Origin of the sequence: Shewanella sp. Sh95 (genome assembly GCF_001308045.1) — a bacterium.
GTDB lineage: Bacteria > Pseudomonadota > Gammaproteobacteria > Enterobacterales > Shewanellaceae > Shewanella > Shewanella xiamenensis.
In genome coordinates this window covers 16327-37164 of record NZ_LGYY01000217.1, presented here as the reverse complement: position 1 = coordinate 37164, position 20838 = coordinate 16327, and the positions used below count along the sequence as shown (strand labels likewise).

General features: G+C 47.1%; 21 protein-coding genes. 7 read left to right on the top strand and 14 right to left on the bottom strand.

The window, feature by feature from the left end; genetic code table 11:
- The first annotated feature begins 308 nt into the window (after positions 1-308).
- A complete protein-coding gene (locus AEA42_RS16325) occupies positions 309-1349 on the top strand; it encodes an NADP(H)-dependent aldo-keto reductase (RefSeq protein ID WP_011718176.1) in 1041 nt (346 codons plus the stop codon).
- A gap of 146 nt (positions 1350-1495) precedes the next feature.
- Positions 1496-1918 carry a VOC family protein gene (locus AEA42_RS16320; RefSeq protein ID WP_037429007.1) on the top strand — a complete coding sequence of 141 codons (423 nt, stop codon included), beginning with the start codon at positions 1496-1498 and terminating at the stop codon, positions 1916-1918.
- A 200-nt stretch (positions 1919-2118) separates the two neighbouring features.
- On the opposite strand, the gene dbpA is transcribed toward AEA42_RS16320, so the two are convergent.
- The 10 genes from dbpA to AEA42_RS16260 all read right to left on the bottom strand — a co-directional run bounded on the left by dbpA (position 2119) and on the right by AEA42_RS16260 (position 12137).
- A complete protein-coding gene (dbpA, locus tag AEA42_RS16315) occupies positions 2119-3528 on the bottom strand; it encodes an ATP-dependent RNA helicase DbpA (protein WP_181382078.1) in 1410 nt (469 codons plus the stop codon).
- A gap of 285 nt (positions 3529-3813) precedes the next feature.
- Positions 3814-4671 carry a pirin family protein gene (locus AEA42_RS16305; RefSeq protein WP_037429011.1) on the bottom strand — a complete coding sequence of 286 codons (858 nt, stop codon included), beginning with the start codon at positions 4669-4671 and terminating at the stop codon, positions 3814-3816.
- A gap of 774 nt (positions 4672-5445) precedes the next feature.
- Positions 5446-5940: a Panacea domain-containing protein gene (locus AEA42_RS16300; RefSeq protein WP_037429013.1), complete on the bottom strand. Its 495-nt coding sequence runs from the start codon at positions 5938-5940 to the stop codon at positions 5446-5448.
- Positions 5921-6274, bottom strand: coding sequence for a hypothetical protein (locus tag AEA42_RS22400; protein WP_055648280.1), 354 nt, complete (start codon positions 6272-6274; stop codon positions 5921-5923). The genes AEA42_RS16300 and AEA42_RS22400 overlap by 20 nt, the downstream gene beginning before the upstream one ends.
- Positions 6243-6914: a hypothetical protein gene (locus tag AEA42_RS16290; protein WP_055648279.1), complete on the bottom strand. Its 672-nt coding sequence runs from the start codon at positions 6912-6914 to the stop codon at positions 6243-6245. The genes AEA42_RS22400 and AEA42_RS16290 overlap by 32 nt, the downstream gene beginning before the upstream one ends.
- Before the next feature lie 78 nt (positions 6915-6992).
- On the bottom strand, positions 6993-7373 hold the full coding sequence (locus AEA42_RS16285) for a hypothetical protein (protein ID WP_037429018.1): 381 nt from the start codon (positions 7371-7373) through the stop codon (positions 6993-6995).
- A gap of 87 nt (positions 7374-7460) precedes the next feature.
- The gene (locus AEA42_RS16280; RefSeq protein WP_055648278.1) at positions 7461-8012 is read right to left on the bottom strand and encodes a hypothetical protein; all 552 of its coding nucleotides are present in this window, start codon (positions 8010-8012) and stop codon (positions 7461-7463) included.
- Positions 8013-8875: 863 nt separating this feature from the next.
- Complete coding sequence (locus AEA42_RS16270) at positions 8876-10582, bottom strand: amidase (protein ID WP_055648285.1); 1707 nt, start codon at positions 10580-10582, stop codon at positions 8876-8878.
- 73 nt (positions 10583-10655) lie between these two features.
- A complete protein-coding gene (gene aguA, locus AEA42_RS16265; protein ID WP_055648277.1) occupies positions 10656-11768 on the bottom strand; it encodes an agmatine deiminase in 1113 nt (370 codons plus the stop codon).
- Positions 11769-11936: 168 nt separating this feature from the next.
- Positions 11937-12137, bottom strand: coding sequence for a YheV family putative zinc ribbon protein (locus AEA42_RS16260; RefSeq protein ID WP_011071175.1), 201 nt, complete (start codon positions 12135-12137; stop codon positions 11937-11939).
- A 276-nt stretch (positions 12138-12413) separates the two neighbouring features.
- Here AEA42_RS16260 and AEA42_RS16255 point away from each other — a divergent pair, with 276 nt between their 5' ends.
- Positions 12414-14327, top strand: coding sequence for an ABC transporter ATP-binding protein (locus tag AEA42_RS16255; RefSeq protein WP_055648276.1), 1914 nt, complete (start codon positions 12414-12416; stop codon positions 14325-14327).
- Positions 14328-14362: 35 nt separating this feature from the next.
- Positions 14363-14824: a DUF2390 domain-containing protein gene (locus AEA42_RS16250; RefSeq protein WP_055648275.1), complete on the top strand. Its 462-nt coding sequence runs from the start codon at positions 14363-14365 to the stop codon at positions 14822-14824.
- Between the two features lie 253 nt (positions 14825-15077).
- Here AEA42_RS16250 and AEA42_RS16245 read toward each other — a convergent pair whose 3' ends face one another.
- Both AEA42_RS16245 and AEA42_RS16240 read right to left on the bottom strand, forming a co-directional pair.
- Positions 15078-15485, bottom strand: coding sequence for a GFA family protein (locus AEA42_RS16245; protein WP_055648284.1), 408 nt, complete (start codon positions 15483-15485; stop codon positions 15078-15080).
- Positions 15486-15573: 88 nt separating this feature from the next.
- Complete coding sequence (locus AEA42_RS16240) at positions 15574-15909, bottom strand: helix-turn-helix domain-containing protein (protein ID WP_037414574.1); 336 nt, start codon at positions 15907-15909, stop codon at positions 15574-15576.
- Positions 15910-16011: 102 nt separating this feature from the next.
- On the opposite strand from AEA42_RS16240, the gene AEA42_RS16235 reads away from it, so the two are divergent.
- Complete coding sequence (locus tag AEA42_RS16235) at positions 16012-16794, top strand: SDR family oxidoreductase (protein WP_037414571.1); 783 nt, start codon at positions 16012-16014, stop codon at positions 16792-16794.
- 70 nt (positions 16795-16864) lie between these two features.
- Positions 16865-17524, top strand: a complete 660-nt coding sequence (locus AEA42_RS16230) for a cupin domain-containing protein (protein WP_055648274.1) — start codon at positions 16865-16867, stop codon at positions 17522-17524.
- Between the two features lie 70 nt (positions 17525-17594).
- On the opposite strand, the gene AEA42_RS16225 is transcribed toward AEA42_RS16230, so the two are convergent.
- Together AEA42_RS16225 and AEA42_RS16220 are read right to left on the bottom strand one after the other, a co-directional pair.
- Complete coding sequence (locus tag AEA42_RS16225) at positions 17595-19190, bottom strand: GMC family oxidoreductase (RefSeq protein WP_055648273.1); 1596 nt, start codon at positions 19188-19190, stop codon at positions 17595-17597.
- A gap of 46 nt (positions 19191-19236) precedes the next feature.
- A complete protein-coding gene (locus tag AEA42_RS16220) occupies positions 19237-19743 on the bottom strand; it encodes a hypothetical protein (protein ID WP_047539290.1) in 507 nt (168 codons plus the stop codon).
- A gap of 111 nt (positions 19744-19854) precedes the next feature.
- On the opposite strand from AEA42_RS16220, the gene AEA42_RS16215 reads away from it, so the two are divergent.
- A complete protein-coding gene (locus tag AEA42_RS16215; RefSeq protein WP_055648272.1) occupies positions 19855-20838 on the top strand; it encodes a hydrolase in 984 nt (327 codons plus the stop codon).

Genomic DNA, 20838 nt, shown 5'->3' with positions numbered 1-20838 from the left:
GTTGCAAATGTAGTTTTATAACAAATAATTCATAATTCCTGCATTTCTGATTTAGTTTTGACTTAACTAGATAAAAACTGACAAAAATCTCCCCTTTCAGCCCAGAATTAACACAAAGGTTCAAAACCTTGAGTCAGTGATGAATTCATGTGCAATCCAATCTGCGCGCTCCGCAATCCTGCTGCAACGCCCGGCTTTTAGGCATTGGTTATTTTTACTGCAGTAAAATGTTTGACGCCCTATTAACCTTTGCTTTACAGCAAAAGCTTGATAGCCTCGGACTAAGATAGTTTCCGTAGGAGAAATAGATGGAATACAGACGCATACCGCATTCTAATCTCGAGGTGAGCAAAATCTGTTTAGGCACTATGACTTGGGGTGAACAAAATACCCAAGCCGAAGCCTTCGCACAGCTAGACTACGCCATCGGCAGTGGCATCAACTTTATTGACACTGCGGAAATGTACCCTGTGCCGCCAAAGCCAGAAACCCAAGGGGAAACCGAGCGCATTTTGGGCCAATACATTAAGGCCCGTGGCAACCGTGATGACCTAGTGATCGCCACTAAGATTGCCGCACCCGGCGGCAAGAGTGACTATATTCGCAAAAATATGGCGCTGGACTGGAACAATATCCATCAAGCGGTCGATGCTTCACTCGAACGCCTGCAAATCGATACTATCGATCTCTACCAAGTGCATTGGCCAGACCGCAATACCAACTTCTTCGGGGAATTATTTTACGACGAACAAGAGATTGAGCAGCAAACGCCAATCCTCGAGACCCTCGAAGCCCTCGCCGAAGTGATTCGCCAAGGTAAAGTGCGCTATATCGGCGTATCGAACGAAACCCCTTGGGGACTAATGAAGTATCTGCAACTGGCGGAAAAACACGGCCTGCCGCGCATTGTGACTGTGCAAAACCCCTATAACCTGCTCAACCGCAGCTTTGAAGTGGGCATGAGTGAAATCAGCCATCGCGAAGAGTTGCCACTGCTGGCTTACTCGCCCTTGGCCTTTGGTGCCTTAAGCGGTAAATATTGCAATAACCAATGGCCAGAAGGCGCGCGCTTAACCCTGTTTAAACGCTTCGCCCGTTACACGGGTTCGCAAATGGCGCTCGATGCCACCGCAGCTTATGTAGACTTAGCCCGCGAGTTTAATCTCTCCCCCGCGCAAATGGCGTTAGCCTTTGTTAACTCACGTAAATTTGTTGGCTCAAATATCATTGGCGCCACGGACTTATACCAGCTGAAAGAGAATATCGACAGCTTAAAGGTCAGCCTCTCCCCCGAGTTACTCAGCCGTCTCAATGCACTCTCAGATCAATTTAGATTGCCCTGCCCTTAGCTTTTACAATGAGCAGCTAATAAGTGAGTGACGTCAAGCCACTCACTTTCGCCATGAGTTGATTATGCTGTCGCGGCAATGCACTAACCATTGCGATAGCGATTGCAATAGCGGTTGTAGTCGCGATCAAAAACCGAGATACCGAGATGAAACAGACTATTGTCCATATCGCACTCGTAGTAAGAGACTACGATGAGGCGATTGATTTTTATGTTAATAAACTCAAATTTGAATTGATTGAAGACAGTTATCAACCCGAGCAAGATAAACGCTGGGTTGTGGTTGCGCCGCCTAATTCCCATGGTACCGCCCTACTATTAGCCAAAGCCTCCAAGCCCGAGCAGGAATCATTTATCGGCAATCAGGCCGGAGGACGGGTGTTTTTATTCTTAAATACCGATGATTTTTGGCGCGATTATGAGCATATGCGGTCAATAGGCATTCACTTTATTCGCGAGCCACAAGTGCAAGATTACGGCACTGTTGCCGTATTTGAAGATCTCTATGGCAACCGTTGGGATTTATTGCAGCTCAGCCCTCATCACCCCATGGCGAAAAGATGTCAGTAACTATGTGATTGAATAAAAAAGTAAATCAGCCTTTTCCTCATTTAGCAATCATACTCTGCATCGACACCGATGCAGTAATGGCAAGTGTCGCTAGTTACGACCAAGCACTCGGGATTATGACAAGGCACTATCAAGTTAGATGCGCAAAAAACAAAAAAGCGAAGCCATTTGGCTTCGCTTTTTGTTCACTCAATAGCAGTTTATTTCATCAACCACGCGCGGTAAGACTTACCCTTAATGCGGCCGCTAGTGATCTTGCTCAGTGCCTTTTTAGCCACTTTACGGTTTACCGCCACATAAGCACGGTAGTCGGTCACGAGGATCTTGCCCACCTGCGTACCTTCAATGCCATTATCACCCGTCAGGGCGCCAAGAATATCACCAGGGCGAAGTTTCTCTTTTTTACCGCCATCGATTTGCAGAGTGATCATGGTTGGCGTATTAGGCGCACTGCCAAGCAAGCTTAATGATGGCAGTGATTCACTGGTAATTTCTCGATCTAAGTACTCTTCTAGCAAGGCAATCTTGTAGCCGTCTTGATCGTTATAAAAGGTATAAGCAGCGCCTTTACTGCCCGCACGGCCAGTACGGCCGATACGGTGAATGTGCACTTCGGTATCGTAGGCCACATGGTAGTTAAATACGGCATCTAGCGCATCGATATCTAAACCACGGGCGGCCACGTCGGTAGCCACCAGCACGCATGCGCTCTTGTTAGCAAATTGCAACAGGGTTTCGTCCCTATCGCGCTGTTCTAAATCGCCGTGCAAGGCCAAAACACTAAAGCCTAAACCCTCGAGTTCGTCGGCCACTTTTTGCGTTTCACGCTTGGTATTACAAAACACCACGGCGCTTTCTGGCTTATGTTCTAACAGTAATAATTGCAGCGCTTGCATGCGCGACTTATCGTCATCTAACTGATAAAAATGCTGTTCGATGGTATTTTTTTCATGGGTAACCGCGGCCTTAACCATCACAGGGTTATACATGATTTGTTTAGCAATCGATTGAATTTGCTCAGGGAATGTCGCACTAAACAGCAGCGTTTGGCGCTCGCGTGGTGACTGTTCAATAATGGCATCGAGCTGAGGTTGGAACCCCATTTCGAGCATGCGGTCAGCTTCATCAAGCACTAACATATTCAGATGACTTAAATCTAAACGATTGCGGTCTAAGTGATCGACAATCCGACCTGGGGTTCCCACAATAATATGGGCACCATGCTCTAAAGAGCCAATTTGTGGCCCCATTGGCACACCACCACACAGGGTTAATACTTTCACGTTGTGTATACCGCGGGCCAGAGTACGGATCTCCTGCGCCACTTGGTCGGCCAACTCGCGGGTTGGGCATAGCACTAAGGTTTGAATACGAAAACGCTTAACGTCTAATTTATTTAGTAAACCTAGACCAAAGGCCGCCGTTTTACCTGACCCCGTTTTACCCTGACCTATCACATCCTCACCCGCTATAATCGCTGGCAAGCTTTGCGCCTGAATGGGCGTCATCTCGTTGTAGCCCATAGAAGAAAGGTTCTCAAGCAGTTCGGTTTTTAGCTTAAGGGTCGAGAAAGCCAGTGATGGAGTTGGCTTAGTATCTGAATTGCTCAAGGCGAATATCCTGTGGTGGGTAACGAAGCGGCTGCTAGGTTACTAAAATTGCGTTACTTATCGATTAAACGGGTTTATCAAGATTCAGGTTTACATAAGGCAAGAATTCAATTCTGCGCTCGCTCAACCCAAAAGTACCGCTATTGTAGCAACAACGAGCAGCTTTTACCTCAAGTCCTTAAACTCAAGTCCTTAAACAATCGAAATCGCCTGCGTAAACCGCAATAAAAAAGCCCTGCTGAGATACAGGGCTTTGGTTTTGATCAGCACGGCAGACTTAACAGATTAAGCGATTTGGCCAAAACGCCCTTCTTGATAATCGCGAATCGCCTGCTGAATTTCCGCTTGGGTGTTCATCACAAAGGGGCCCATCTGCACAATTTTTTCGCGAATCGGTTTACCCACAAACAGTAACATGCCCGCACCGCGATCATCGGCCTTAAGCTGCAATGGCGTTTGGCTATCGAGCACTAAAAACTGGCCTTCATTGAATGACCACTGTGAGCCTTCGCCCTTACTCAAGCCACCTTGGTAAATATAGAGGGCGGCAAACTCATGCTTGGATAAATCGAGCAGCGCTTCACCATTAGCGTTAATCATCAAGTCGGCAATCGCCGCTTCGCCCGCTAATCCTTGGATGGTGGCACTGATGGCGCTCTTACCCGCAAAAGCCCAATCACCCGCCAAGGCTTTAAGGGTTGCGCCAGTGTCATTAGTGGTTTCAACGCTTGGGATTGAAGCCGTATCCTGATACGTCGCGGGGCGCAGTTTATCTTTCGCGGGCATATTGACCCAAATTTGGAAGCCATGCAAACCATTGAGTGCATCGGCCAGCGGCATTTCGGAATGCACCACGCCGTAACCCGTGCTCATCCACTGCACATCGCCAGCACGAATCGCTTTGACGTTACCCATTTGATCTCTATGCTCAAACCCGCCCTTACGGATATAGGTAAAGGTCTCCATCCCACGGTGCGGATGCGGTGGAAAGCCACCAATAAAATCCTGTTTATCATCGGATTTGATCTCATCCATCATCAAAAACGGATCAAAATGGGTAGTGACAAAGTCCGCCACACGGCGAATATTCACCCCGTCGCCATCCATCGCAGGTTTAGCAGAAAACTGACCTAAAACTTTCATTTTATGCTCCTAACTCGTAAGGCATTAGCCTGTGCACTCGCTATCTCTTGGCTCCCCAAATGACAGGGTGAAACTGTGGCAATGCTGATGGTGGCAGAATAACAAGGAAATTTGCAAAAGAATAACGCGAAATCACGCTTAGATTTTTCGAAAAAGTAGAATGGTTGGGAATTGAGTAAACGGCGTTATAACTTGCTTAAACAATACTTCTCGAAATAAAGCGTTTGTGAAAAAGTGTGTGAACTGTTTATCACTAGGACAAAGGAAATTGCCATTGTCTCCCCAGTGACACGCCATCCCATTCTTTGACAAAAAGCCCAGAGGCTCGACGGCGACATCTGCTGTACAGGATGTACTAATGCAGCGATCACATGGATGTGAATGAGCTGCCATATTGCCAACGGTTACTGGTGCTTCAATGGCAATTCACACACCACATACAACCGTTTCGTCATCCGAAGATATGGGACAAAAGCTTAATAGCAATTTTATCTGCTCAGAGGGAGCTTATTGTCATTGTTTCCCCAGTGACACGCCGTGAATATGTCTCTATAGGCTCGACGGCGACATCTGCTGTATATGGATATACGAATGTTGCAATCACATGGATGTGAATGAGCAACCATGTCGCCGACGGTCACTGTAGCCCCAATGCCAATTTCATCTACCCAATTGCTGTATGAGTCTAAAAAAGCTAAGGGACAAAAGCATGTTAGATTCCCAACTCTAATTATTGAGTTTCGGATTAAAATTTCTATGGAGATAACGCAGCGTTCACCGGCTTGTCCGGTGCAACGCTTTGTTAGCCAATACTTCCTTCTGCGCCATTTTCGGAAGATCTAACACAGAATATCGACTACTTTCTTTTACAGGGTAAGTCGAGTAGACATGATCTATGAAATCGTTGAAATACAGAGAGTCAGTTTCACGAACAATTTCTTCGATAACCTGAGCTTCATCAGAATCGATGGAGCTACATTTTTTTATATCGCCAACAAATTCAATTTGTTCTTTTAAGCTTCCATACGGATTTCGTGTAATAACCACATTAAAGTCGGAACTATCTCTTGCGAGATTCACAACATCATCCACGTATGGACCATAGTGATTGAAAAGCCACTCTATATTCGAGATAGTGCGACCATGTCTTTGACTCATTTTCCAGTCTGCGAGATAGACCAACTTAGTAAACCTAGCCTTGGATAAGTCAGCCTTATGGGTTATTTTTGAGTAAAGAAATGCCATGAGATCATGCAACTTTTTGTTCATCAACCTCTCCTTTGTTTCTTTCGTCATCTTGTGCTGGCAAAGGTCTCATATCTCGTGACGATGCATCTGATATAAATTCAACCAATCGGTGGTTCTCTCTTTTTACCAGATCTCTTAGCCTAGAATCATCAAAGTCATTCTGATCTTGGCTTTCAAAAATTATTACACCTATATGATGGCCGCGAGCATCCTGAATAGCAAATCCACCAATAGTGCAGCTCTTCATTCTCAGTCGAGAACTAATATCTCTTGAAAAACCGTAATTATCTTCAAGGTATTGATAATATTTAGTATTTTTCCGGTTAAATATGGGAATTTTTTTCGAAATACTCACCCTCGGCCCACGCCTTCCCAATTACACCTTGGTTTCTTGCAAAGAATGGTCGGCCAGGCTGATTGAATTCATGGTTTTTTGCAAATCTATCAAGAAGAACAAGATTTTTCTTATCAGCATCTAAGTAATATATAGATATTCTATGCTTAACAGTGAATGCCATTTCATTAAATATTTGGCATGTCCAAAGATGCGCGATCTTCTTGAATGAACTAATCAGCTCTTCTGCTAATACGTAATTGTTTTCAATCTCTGTTCTCAATAGGTTTTCCCGATCTAAAACCTCTCTTCTTAGCTTCTCGTTCTCTAGCTTAAGGCTCGCTATTTCTGTGGCACTAGAGTCATTGGTAGCTTTAAGTGCTCGAAGGTCTTTAGCCTGACCAACAGCGCCCCACAATGTTAACAAAAGGAAAAATATTAATCCTGAAATTGGATTCCATACGAAAAATTTGAGTGCTAACAAGAATTCATTGAAAGAAGATACAGACCCTAAGCTGTTACCACTCCACCAATCAACGACGAATGTTAGGAAAACTGCCACTCCTAGTGGCCCTAGAGCATTCAATATGACAAAGCCGTGATCTTCTATCGCGCCAACTACTTTGCTAATAGGCCTTGAACTACTACTAAATCCTGCCAATTATTATTTACTCCTTAATTAGATAGACCATATGGCTAACGCTTTAAACAGCGAGTGGTTTTCCGCTGATTTAACTTGTTAACTGCTTTTGCAAACATCATAGATTCCATTCGTATCAACAGACTTATGCACTTGTGACCAATTTTGTCCATCGTAATAATTAACGACTACTCCATGCTTTTGTACGTAAATCACAATTTTTTCTGATTTATAAAAGTACCCAGGAGCAGCAGTTGCTACATAGTTTTTCCAGTTTGAACTATTTAATTTCAACCACTTATTGAGTCGATCATATTCAACTGAGTTCTTATCAATTTCTCCATTGCATGTAACCCAAGAATCGGGTTGATAAACAGCGAAATCGATATCTTGTGAGCGGTCAAACCACAAAAGCACAGCGCAAACTGTGATAGCCACAACGATAAGAACACATGCAATGACTTTCAGTAACTTGGCCATGCTACTCCATGCAGTTAACGCTTCGCATCACCGGCGCACATGGAGCGCAGCGAAATGTGCGTCCGAGTGCATGCGATTGTTAGCTTACTATTTAAGTCTTGTGGCACTGACCTTTTCTCCGTCATCAGTATTGATGAGATATGAGCCACAGATAGTGACATTCGAAACAGGCAACCATATGCTGCTTGTAACCGTATCAACGGCGTCTACCTGCCAGATTGAGCCGTCCTCAAGTTTTATGATTTCACCATTGCCTGCAATTGACTGTATCCAGTGCCCATCTTCACAGCCGGAAGATTGCTGAGGCGATTGACTTTGCGATGGCGCAGTCAAACCCTCAATGCTTCCCAAAGATGAAGAGTCCCAAATTCTGCATTTCTGATCTGCATCAGGGAGAATCAATTCTGAGCCGACCCCCAAAAACAGGCCCGGTGAAGAAATGAGAACAGCTTTTCCTTCAAACCGCCATATAGAAAGACAGCCAACGCCTTTTTCAATTTGATATGCGTCCCCATTCTTTCTGACGACAATGGCGTTATCGTCCATAGCTTTGTACAAGTACACCCATTCGGACGCTGCGTGAGCTGATTGAGCAAAAAGTACGATAACAATGGTGACAATCAAGGTGCTGAAATTCATGCGCGCCCCCTTGGCAAGCTAACATTTTATTCATGCGCATGCGCGTTTACCTCGTTAGACCAGTGAAAACGCGCACAGTTAACTATCTGTATGCAAAGAACTTATCAGCATTCTATTAAATATACCATCTGGAAAAACACGCATGCGCGTTTTCCAAACCTATTAACTAAAACTCAGCCTCTATAGTCAATTGATTTTATAGAGTTTTACTTGTTTCAGATGGAATTAGTGCGCAATGCTCTTGTCTTAAAATCATACAAAAATACCTAAATTTAAATATGACTGTATACCCATACATTGTTAGCCGATTTCTGGTAAGACCAAACATAGGCAAATAGATAAGAATATGTATGCAGCAGGTGTGGGAATTTTCGGTTGACCTAACGAGTCGAAGCGCGGAAAGGGGCATAAAGCTTTTAGCCAGATGAACAGTTCAATGGTCGTCAAAATTGTCACTGTTGCAACAGTGACCGTTGGCGACATGGATGTCGCCGTCGAGCCTATAGGGACATATTCACGGCGTGTCACTGGGGAAACAATGACAATTCATCCTACACACCTGACGACAAACTTATCTCGTTTTGGGGCAAAAACATTTTATCAAAGGCTGCGTATTGATGGGATTGCTGCTATTTAGTGTGATTCTTAATTGCTTGGTATAAGACTGTATTACTCTCTCACAGTAGCAAACAGCAGCAAATGGCGAAATCTCGTATCAGGCTTTTGTTAGCATAAAAAACGGGATTGGCATATTAAGGCCCATCCCGTTTTTATGACTCTACACTTTGCCGTTATAAGGGGCTAAATCTCTAACAAGATAAATCCCTAAGACTAAGCTAAGTCTATATTTGTCAGTTTAACGCTTATTGACTCAGTTTTGGTGTGCGCGGCGGAATAATGCGCCTGTTACCTGTTGACTCAAATGCACCGGCAAATTTAAGCAGGTTATTGTCGTCATAGGCGCGGCCCGCAAAGGTTAGACCCACTGGCATGCCAATATCGGCCATCACGCCCATAGGTACAGTCACAGTCGGTACGCCTAAGTGGCGGATCGCAAGGTTTCCGTTAGCTACCCAAACGCCATTGCTCCACGCAATATCGGCAGAAGCTGGATTCACATGGGCATCGGCAGGCCCCACATCGGCCACCGTTGGGAACAGCACGGCATCAAGCTTTAGCCCGTCCATCCAATCTTCAAGATCCAGCTTACGGGTCTTTTCTAAACCACGCAGACCATCGGGAATACTGTCGATCTGATCGAAGGATTTAAGGCCACGCTTAGCCATGTTGACGTACTCTTCCATGCCTGCCGCTAAGTCACCTTCACGATTTGGCAAGGTGCCAAGATCATGGGGGAATATCAAATGCCCCACCACATCTTCAAGCTTGTTGAGTTTAGGGTCGTTGTTAGCCCGCAGGAATTCATCGAACGCCCAACCTGAGAGTTCCCACAATTCATCATGCAGGAACTGAGGTGTAACGATACCGCGGTTAAACACAGTCGGCGCACCCGGGCGGTCGCCTTCGCAATTGGAAACCAGCGGAAAATCCACTTCAATCACTTCGGCGCCAGCGGCTTCCAAGGCTTTGCGCGCGGCTTCCCACAGATCGATCACCGATTGGCGGGTATGAATCCGTTGACCCGTTGGGCCGCCAATACCCGGATTTTCGCTGGTGCCAGCCAATTCATCTTTATTGATGTACATGCGCGGCACACCAAAACGCTTACCCTTAAGCGTATCGGCGCTAGCCGCCAGCGCTAGATAGGATTCTGGGCGAACTGTCGATGCTTTAGGGATTTTAACCCAAGGTTGTAGACGCCAGAGATCGCCACGGGTGATTGGGTCGTCGGCCACAATCACATCGAGCACTTCGAGCATATCCGCCATAGTGCGGGTATAAGGCACGACTACGTCCATGGTTGGGGTTAATGGCCAGTTGCCGCGCACCGAAATCACACCGCGAGACGGCGTATAGGCGCATAAACCATTATTGGACGCAGGGCCTCGACCACTCGACCAAGTTTCTTCTGCAAGACCAAATGATGAGTAGCTCGCCGCCGTGCCCGTGCCCGCCCCATTGGAAGAACCCGAAGCAAAGGGGGCAGTAAGATAATCAGCATTGTATGGACTTTCGGCGCGGCCATAGTGACCACGCTGCATGCCGCCATTGGCCATGGGTGGCATATTGGTTTTGCCTAGGCAAATGGCACCCGCGGCACGTAGGCGCTCGACGGCAAAAGCATCGTACTGGGCCACTAAATCTTTAAAGGCTGGGCTGCCAGACGCCGCCGTCAGTCCCTTCACCAAATAGCTGTCCTTAGCGGTGTAAGGAATACCATCAAGCGGGCTTAAGGTTTCACCTCGAGCGCGGCGCGCATCTGAGGCTTCAGCTTCTTTCAGCGCATCGGGATTGTGCACCACTAACGCATTGAGCTTAGTTTTTGTCGCAGGGCCGTCATAGGCATCAACCCGCGCGAGATACGATTTCACCAACTCCACTGCGGTAGTTCGGCCAGATTCGAGCGCAGCACGCAGCTCGGCAATAGAAACTTCAGTGACTTCAAACATCTTACGCCCTCCCGCAGAAAGCCAATTGTGGTGTATTAACAGTGACATCAATCGTCATACTGTTCTCCTTGGGTTACTTTCCAGCAGGGATTTGCTGAGTAATACAATGGATATTGCCGCCACCTAATAAAATCTCCCGCGCGGGCACACCCACAATCTCATGCTCAGGGAAAATTTCTTGCAGTTTTTGAGCAGCGATATCATCGGTTGCTGGGTCAAGCAGCGGGAATACGATGCGATGATTGGTGATTAAAAAGTTCACGTAAGAACCCGCTAAACGCTCACCTGCCGTGCGTGGCACACCAGTGCCTTCGGTCACGCCTTTTGATTCTTCTTCACTGCAATACAGCGGCCCTGGTTGTGGCAACAGATGGATTTTTAACTTACGGCCTTGGGCATCCACGGTATTTTGCAGCACTTCGAGCGCGGCTTTTGAACGTGGATATTGGGGATCAGTCTCATCATCAGTCCAGTGCAGAATCACTTCGCCTGGGCGGGCAAAACAGCACATATTATCGATATGGCCATCGGTCTCATCCATATACACGCCATCTTGTAACCAGATAAACTGCTTAACATTCAAATAGTCACGTAGTAAGTCTTCAATCTGTTCTTTTGTCAACTCAGGGTTACGGTTGGCGTTGAGTAAACATTCGGCACTCGTCATACAGGTGCCTTCGCCATCGACATGGATGGAGCCACCTTCGAGGATCAGCGGCGCGCGATAACGGGCAAAACCATGCTGTGCAAGCATTTGCTGCGCGACTTGCTCGTCCTTATCCCATGGAAAGTACAAACCACCGTTATGGCCGCCCCAAGCATTAAAGCCCCAGTCAACACCGCGGCATTCGCCCTCGGCATTAACGACCACAGTTGGCCCTGTATCGCGAGCCCAGCAATCGTTACTGTCCATTTCAACCAAGGTAACGTGGGATGGCATTACCGTTTTAGCTTCGGCTAAAAAGGCTTTAGGAACACCCATATACACTGGCGTTGCCGCGCCAATCGCATCGGCCACCTTAGCGAAAGTCGCCTGAGCATACGCACCCGCAGCGCGCCAGTTATCAGGACGATAGGGCCAAATCATCCACACAGCTTGCTGCGCCGCCCATTCGGCGGGCATATAAAAACCATCTTGTGATGGCTTAGTCGTTAACGGCGTGACATCCACATTCACGTTTGTCATGAGTTTTGTCTCCAGTAATGCTGAAATCGATAAGGGTGTACGCCCCTAAAATAGGACGACAGAATACAGTTAAATCAGCCCCGCAACGATGCAAGGGCGATTGGCAGCGGTTAATAAAATCTCTTACATACTTTGCCAGCACGTGTTTAGCGCTTCATAAAGATGAGCCTAGTCGGGTTTAAACACCCCAATGACGGCGCCCGTGGCTTTTTCGGTCACTTTGATATCGGTTTGCTGCTCACGATAATCACAGTCAGTACATTCTACGGTTTCGATACCGTTTTCTTTAAACAGCAAAATGCTGTCTTTCGCGCCGCACTTAGGGCATTTTGCGCCAGCAACAAAGCGTTTTTTTATTTTAGTGGTCATGATACAAACCTATAAATGGCTACGCGCCCAGCGATAAGCGAATCATCGGCGTTAAGGCGAAAATGTGGCGCTATTTTGCCATACTACCCAGCTATTGCCAGTCCTTGAATAAACTTGTGCTGCCATACTCCCTGACTACGCGGTAGAGCGCTATCGCACTAGGCCATAAAAAGTCGAAGAAATACGCAGCAACTCGGCCTAAGTTGTGGTTTGCCATGAGCTTGTACGTTATCATCACAACCCTTACTCATTCATGATATGACCAAGTTGTAGTTAATGATCAGCATCAACCAAGCACAATTAATCCGTGGTAGCAAAACCCTGCTCGACGAAGCCTCTCTGACCATCTATCCCGGCCATAAGGTCGGCCTAGTGGGCGCCAACGGCACGGGTAAATCCTCACTGCTCGCATTAATTATGGGTCACCTGAGCTTAGATAAAGGCGAGTTTAGTATGCCTTCGGGTTGGCAGATTGCCAGCGTCGCCCAGGAAACCCCTGCACTCGAAATGTCTGCACTTGAATATGTGCTTGATGGCGATAAAGAATATCGCCAGCTTGAGGCTGATCTGCATATTGCACAGGAACATAATGATGGCCATGCGATCGCCACCTTGCACGGTAAAATCGATGCCATTGGCGGTTATGCTATTCGCGCCCGCGCCGGAGCCCTACTTGCAGGTTTAGGCTTTAGCGAAGCCGAGCAAAATAACCCAGTGAAAAGCTTTTCGGGCGGTTGGCGGATGCGCCTCAACTTAGCCCAAGCACTGCTATGCCGCTCGGACTTACTGCTGCTCGACGAACCGACCAACCACTTAGACTTAGATACCATGTACTGGCTCGAAGGTTGGATTAAGTCCTATCAAGGCACGCTGATTTTAATCAGCCACGATAGGGATTTTATCGATGAAATCGTTGATGAAATCGTTCATGTCGAAAATCAAAAACTCAATTTTTACAAAGGCAACTACAGTGCCTTTGAGCGCATCCGCGCTGAACGTATGGCACAGCAACAAGTCGCCTTTGAGCGCCAACAAAAAGAACGGGCGCATATGCAGTCTTTTGTTGACCGCTTCCGCTATAAGGCCAGTAAAGCCAAACAAGCGCAGAGCCGCTTAAAGGCGCTGGAGCGGATGACTGAGCTGTTACCATCTCAAGCAGATAGCCCGTTTTATATGGAGTTTCGCCCGCCTGAGGCCCTGCCTAATCCGCTGATTAAGATGGAGCAAGTGGCTGTTGGCTATGGCGATAAGCAAATCCTCAGCAAAGTGCATTTAAACTTAGTGCCCGGTGCGCGTATTGGGTTGCTCGGCCGTAACGGTGCGGGTAAATCAACCCTAATCAAGCTTTTATCAGGCCAGTTATTACCGATGACCGGATTGTATGAGCCCAATCCCGGACTGAATATCGGTTACTTTGCCCAGCATCAAATTGAATTTTTACGCTTAGACGATACGCCGCTGCAACATTTAGTGCGTCTTGCGCCTAATGCCCGCGAGCAGGAATTGCGTAACTTCCTCGGTGGTTTTGGCTTTAATGGCGATATGGCACTCTCGCCAGTGCGCCCCTTCTCGGGAGGCGAAAAAGCCCGTTTAGTGTTGGCATTATTGGTATGGCAACGGCCCAATCTGTTGCTGCTTGACGAACCAACCAACCATTTAGATTTAGAGATGCGCCATGCGCTCACTATGGCATTGCAAACCTTTGAAGGTGCAATGGTGATCGTATCGCACGACCGCCATTTATTGCGCTTAACCTGTAGCGACTACTATTTAGTTGATCAAGGTGAAGTACAAGCCTTTGATGGCGATCTTGACGATTACCACCAATGGTTGCTCGACGCAGCGAAAGCCGCCAGTGCCAACCAAGCGGCCAACAGCGATGACACCAAGCCCGCTGTTGATAAGAAGCAGCAAAAGCGCTTAGAGGCTGAGCTACGCCAAAAAGTGTCGCCCCTTAAACGTAAACAAGCCAAGTTAGAAATTGATCAACAAAAACTCAGTGAACGCCTTGCCGAGTTAGAACACCTGCTCGCCGATGGCGAGTTATATGATCAAGACAATAAAGCCAAGCTCACCTCGGTACTGAATGAACGCACCAGCTTGACACAGACGCTAGAAGAAAGTGAAATGCAATGGCTTGAGCTACAAGAAGAAATTGATGCAATGGAACTTGAGTTAATGGGCCAATAATCGGTCTGCTGTCGCCTAATTGACAAGGAAGCCGTATGTCGAATGTAACCCCGCTAGACAGCCAAATTTGGCATTGGTGTGATATGAGCTATGGGCAAAATAAAGTGCTTTGCCTTGAGCTTCAAGATAATTGTCAGGTGAATGTGAATCTATTACTGCTAGCGCAGTATTTAGATCTCACCAGTGATGTGGCGGGGCCACGGGAATATTCAACCGAGCAATGGCAACAACTCGTCAATGCAGTATGGGAATGGGATGAAAAGTTTCTCACACCCTATCGCCGTTTGCGTCGTCTCGCCAAAGCCAGCCTGAATGCAGCAGAATATCAGCAAATGCTCGATGTTGAGTTGATGATGGAACGCAAGGCGCAGCGCACTATTTTACATGCCGTCAATGATTTATCGCCTAGCGGTCAACAAACCAATCTCGTGAGTTACCTCGCGCTATTTGGTTTATCCGCTGCGGATGTTACTGCGCTAGATCTTATCGCACCTTAACTGGCCTCACGCACAGCTTACTTAACCTGAACTCGGGATAACGAGTGTCGGAAAAATCTAAATTTAACAATCAAAATCAATGCTATAAATGATTTTTTTGAAAAGAAGAATCTTTTTTCTGACTGAATGCGCAGATTTTTGCGCATATCAAGGCGCTCTGTCGTATGCCATAGCGAGCTATGGTTAGACAGAGCAACGCAGAGAGGCCCGAAAAGATGCCTATTCAGCGGCTCTACTTATCCCGAGCTCAGGTTTACTTAGTGCGAGCTTGAGGATAACGCTGGCAGCCATCCCCAATGTTAAGCCAGCTCAACTGCTGCTCAGTATAAATATGGTAATTAGGCTGCACTGAATTTGGATCATCTAAGCTGGCGATCGTTAGGGTGAGATAGTCGGGATACTCAGTGTGCCGAAAGGTCAGTGAGTAGCCACATTGGGCGCAAAATCCGCGTCTTACATATTCTGATGAGGCAAACTCAGTGATGTTGCCCTTAAGCCATGTCACCTGCGACACGTTAAAATCCATCCAAGCACCAAAGGCTGCCCCAATACTCTTTTGGCACATGCGGCAGTGACAATAATCCGCATCGAAGGGCTTGCCCTCAATCCGATAACGAATCGCTCCGCATAAACAACCGCCCTGTTGCAAGATCTTAGACATATCCATTAACCCTCATCAAACAGAGCAAAAACCTAATACATTAAGTTACCTTGATTATCTTGTGTAACTGGCCAGTCAAGACAGCTCATTACGCATCAATTTCTTGCTGCAATTTTTCCAGCTCATCCAAAATATGCAGAAATTTTTGGCCAAACTCCGTCACTTGATATTCGACCCGCGGTGGTAATTCGTTATAAATGACCTTATCTAAAATGCCAAATTCAATGTTCTTTTTTAAACATTGATTCAATACCTTAGTGGAAAGTCCCTCGACTGAGCGCACCATTTCTCCAGGCCTTTGGATCCCATTGGCCAACAACTGATAAACCGTTAATGACCATTTGCAACCATAAATCGTCTCGACCATTCGGGCTGAGCGCTCAGGCGGCGATTTGCGAGAAATAATTTTTTCATTGTTATTCATAAAGATGTACCAAAAAGTACCTGCCTAACCAATTTGTACTTACTGTTCAGATAGTTATTGAGTCCATAAGATTACCACCTTGATAATACATAGGAGTAGCAAATGCAATTTAATACCTCAAATCTGGCCATTATTATTGGCGGTAGTAGCGGCATCGGTTTTGAAACCGCTAAACAACTGGTCAAGCAAGGCGTACCAGTGCTTATCGTGGGTAATCAACAAGAAAAACTCACCGCCGCCGTCGCTGCACTCAAACAGGAAAATACAATCCCCGAGTTACAGGTCGAGGGGTTTCAAGCCAACCTTTACCAAGCTGCGGATCTTAATCGCCTGATTGCACACATTAACCAACTCGAGCATAAGGTCGGCTATCTCGTCAATGCGGCGGGGTATTTCAATCCCAAATCCTTTATTGACCACACTGAAGCCGATTACGAACTGTATATGGGGTTAAATAAAGCGCTGTTCAGGATTACCCAAGCCGTGACCCACAAGATGATCGATGCGGGCGGTGGTAGTATAGTGAACATAGGTTCGATGTGGGCAAAACAAGCGGTTAAAGCCACGCCTTCGTCGGCGTATTCGATGGCCAAAGCTGGGTTACACGCATTAACCCAACACTTAGCGATGGAACTGGCGGACAAGCATATTCGCGTCAATGCGGTTTCACCTGCGGTGGTCAATACGCCAATCTATAACGCTTTTATTCCAAAGGAAGAGCGAGACCAAGTGCTTGCAAGCTTTGATGCTTTTCATCCAATTGGACGAGTCGGCACTCCTGCCGATGTGGCAAATAGCGTGTGCTTTTTGTTATCCAATGACACCAGCTGGGTAACAGGTGCAATTTGGGATGTTGATGGCGGCGTGATGGCAGGACGCAACTAAATTCACGAGTTAATACACTGCGAGCGACACATAACTAATCATTAGAAAAGGTTAAATCGGGTCTAACACTATGCTTAATATGAACTTTAGTGAACGTATCGTTATTGATACTGAGCAGCAACCTTGGTTGCCAAGCCCTGCTCAAGGGGTGTGGCGTAAACCACTGGAGCGGGAGGCTAAGGAATCAGGGCACACCACCAGCATAGTGAAATATGACGCGGGCTCGCAGTTTACGACCCACCAGCATCCGCAGGGCGAAGAAATCCTTGTGCTCGAAGGGGTATTTTCCGATGAAAACGGTGATTATCCCGCGGGTAGTTATCTTCGCCATCCCCCCGGGAGCCAACATGCTCCTTTTAGCCAAACAGGTTGCGTGATTTTCGTAAAACTTAACCAATTCGATCCGCGGGATCTCGAACTGATCAGAATGAATACTCAGCAGACACCATGGTTACCGGGTATTGGTGGCTTACAAGTCATGCCGTTACACGAGTTCGAGCACCAACATACCGCATTAGTGAAATGGCCTAAGGGAGAAAAATTTCAACCCCATCGGCATTTTGGTGGCGAAGAAATCTTAGTGTTATCGGGCAAGTTTCAAGATGAGCTAGGTGAATATCCGCGCCACACATGGATACGCAGCCCCCATATGAGCGGCCATTTTCCTTTTGTCGAAGAGGAAACCATTATCTTAGTAAAAACTGGCCATTTACCCATTAGCGCCATGTAACGCTAGCAGACGACTCATTAGGCTTAGACCGCATAAGTGTTAGCGACTGACTTATGCGGCCAAGGAAATATCAGCCTTTGCCATCGGTGAGCTTTTGCGCCAGCGCGGTGGCATTGCGAGCGGTAATACCATAAATCGACAACTGTGGGTTTGCACCTAAGCTAGTCGGGAAGATAGAACCGTCCATCACCGATAGATTATCCAGATAATGTGACTGACCATAGCTATTGACCATAGAGAGCTTTTCATCTTCGCCGAATGGACAGCCACCCATCACATGGGCCGAAGCCACCACCGTCTTTAGCGGCGCTAAGTCCATTTGGGCTATGCTCTCTTTCGCCTCCTTCCATGAGGACAAATAGGGCATACCGTCACTAATAGGCAGTACTTTTAATGCACCCGCAGAGAATTGCAATTCGGCCATGCTGGCATAGGCTCGCCGCACAGCCCGCCAAAAGGCGTCGGTTAGTGGATAGTCCAAACTAAAGCCCGTTGGGGTTAAATGCACTTGTCCACCTTGACTGTCGGGATGATAACCGTCGCGAACCAAGGCGATAGTCACCTGCAACTGATTAAACTGCGCCATCAACTCAGCATGGCTTAATCCATAACCTATGGTCTTAGAGGCGATCAAAATCGGATGCACTGGCGGCACTTCGAGCTTGTAACCTAACTCGCCATCTGCGCCATTTTTCCAAACAAACTCATCGGAATAGATAGATTGAGGTGCGCCGCTGTGGGCATTAATCGCATCGGCAAATACGCCGCCAGAAAGCACAGTGGGATGTAAAAAGGTTCGTTTGCCCAATAACTGGTAGGGATCGGGCACCTCAGAGCGCATCATTAAGGTCGGCGTGTGGATAGCGCCAGCGCTCAAAATATAGTGTTTGGCTTTAAACAGCAGCTCAACCGCAGTCGGCCTTAAATTAACGTCGAGCGCCTGTGCCTTGAGGGCAAAGACTTGGCCATTATGGTGTTCAATTTTAACGACTTTGGCGCGACTAATCAGCTGTGCGCCCTTCTCTAATGCACTCGGAATTGTCGTAACTAGCATAGACTGTTTGGCATTGACTGGGCAGCCCATCCCGCAATAGCCAGTATTCCAACAGCCCGCCACATTACGCTTAATGACGGTGTAATCCCAACCTAGGTTGATACAGCCTTGCTTGAGTGCGCCGTTATTGCGGTTAGGCTCATAATTCCATTCGTGGATATTGAGCCGCTGCTCCATCTGCTCGAACCAAGGCGCGAGGGTTTCAGGATCGAGTCCGGCTACCGATTTATGCTGTGCCCAAAAGGCTAAGGCTTCCTTTGGTGTACGAATGGAGGTGGTCCAATTGATGGTCGTCGAGCCCCCCACGGCGCGACCTTGGAAAATACCAATCGCTTTATCGGCGGTTTTCATCGCCGCCGCCTGTTGATACAAATTCGGATACGCGACCCGCTCCTCCATATTAAAATCGCTGGAGGATTTAAGCGGTCCCGCTTCAATCATGATCACACTGAGCCCAGCTTGGGTGAGGATCTCCGCCGCTACGCCGCCGCCTGCGCCCGTGCCCACAATCACCACATCGGCTTCAAATTGTTGGTTTTCTTGCAGCTGACTGGCATCGGTATGTAACCAACCGGAATTTAAGCCTGTCACTATGGGATCTATGATTGCCACTTGGAATACTCCATCTTCACATTATTGTTATTATTAGAAATTTGGCCTATTTGAACAACTCAGGCTTGGCGTAGTGGAGTCGGCTCCAATGCTCAGGACAGGCGTAATAACTGGCCATCACTAATTCTCGCAGGCCTAAATAAGCCGTTTGCAATAACGCAAAGTAGCTGTGACGCCAAGTCTCGAGCATTTGGGTCAACTCGGCGGGAGAGCGCATTAACAGTGGCGTCATGCTTGAGGTAAGTAGCAATAATCCAAGGCGATTCTCGAGCATATCGAGTAGTTCAAATAACTCTGACTGCTGTTCATCTGGCAACACAGCGATCGATTGTTTAATGGCATCTAAGGTGCGATTTTGCGCCGCCACCTTATGGGTTGCCACATCAGGCAAAGCCCCATCAAGCATCACAGGCAACAGCACACTGAATAATAAGCGGTAGTCTTTCCCCTCGCCTTCATCGGGTAGACTAAATTCGGGAGAATAAAGATTCACCCCTAGGGCTATCGCCGCTGTACCAGCAAACGCGCCCAGTAAAAAGGTTCGTCTATTCATCAATGTCTCCCCAAGACGCTTAGTGTTAAATTACTGTGCTACAATGACCGCGAACCTAAATTAAACACACGTTTTAATTTTCAGCAATAGTTGATGCCAAGATAAGATCCCATGCCAAACGCTTTTACACCGCCTTGGTGGGCCAAAAGTCCCCATGTACAAACCATTTTGCCCGTATTCACTAAAGTGGCCAAACCTGTGCTTGAGCGACAGCGACTCGAGCTTCCCGATGGCGATTTTATCGATTTAGATTGGCAAACTAGGCCAGAAATCGGTAAACCCATTGTGGTTATCATTCATGGATTAGAGGGTAGTGCCCAGTCCCATTATGCCAGACGCATTCTGCAAGCCTGTAAAGAACAAGAGTTAGCCGCCGTGGTTCACCATCATAGAAGCTGCTCAGGTGAAGCCAATCGTCTCGCCCGCAGTTACCACAGTGGCGACACCGACGATTTGCAGTTTAGCCTAAGCCAGCTGCAACAAACCTATCCGCAATCACCTTTATTGGCAGTAGGTTACAGCTTAGGCGGCAATGTATTAACCAAATATCAAGGCGAATATCAAGAGCACAGCCTGTTGAGTCGCGCTGTAGTCGTGTCGGCGCCGCTGCAATTATCGGCCTGTGCAAAACGCTTAGAGAATGGTTTTTCAAAGGTGTATCAAAGCCATTTAATCAAGCAGTTACAATATAAGGTCAATCAAAAGCTTAATGATCCAGAGCTTGCTGGCACTATGACCTTGACCCCAATCCAAGTTGCTAATCTCAATACTTTTTATGACTTTGACGATAAAGTCACCGCCCCGCTCCATGGATTTTTAGGTGTAGAAGATTACTATACCCGCGCCAGCGGCTTACCCTTTGTTAGCCGAATCACTAAGCCTACGCTAATTATGCATGCCAAGGACGATCCCTTTATGACGGATGAGGTCATCCCGCATCCCAGCCAGCTTTCCGAACATGTGGAATATGAGTTACATGCCCATGGCGGCCATGTTGGTTTTATCGAAGGCGGCACGCCATGGAAGCCACGCTATTATTTAGAGCGGCGCATTTTAGACTTTTTACTCGCCAATGATGCGTCATCGGCACCTTAA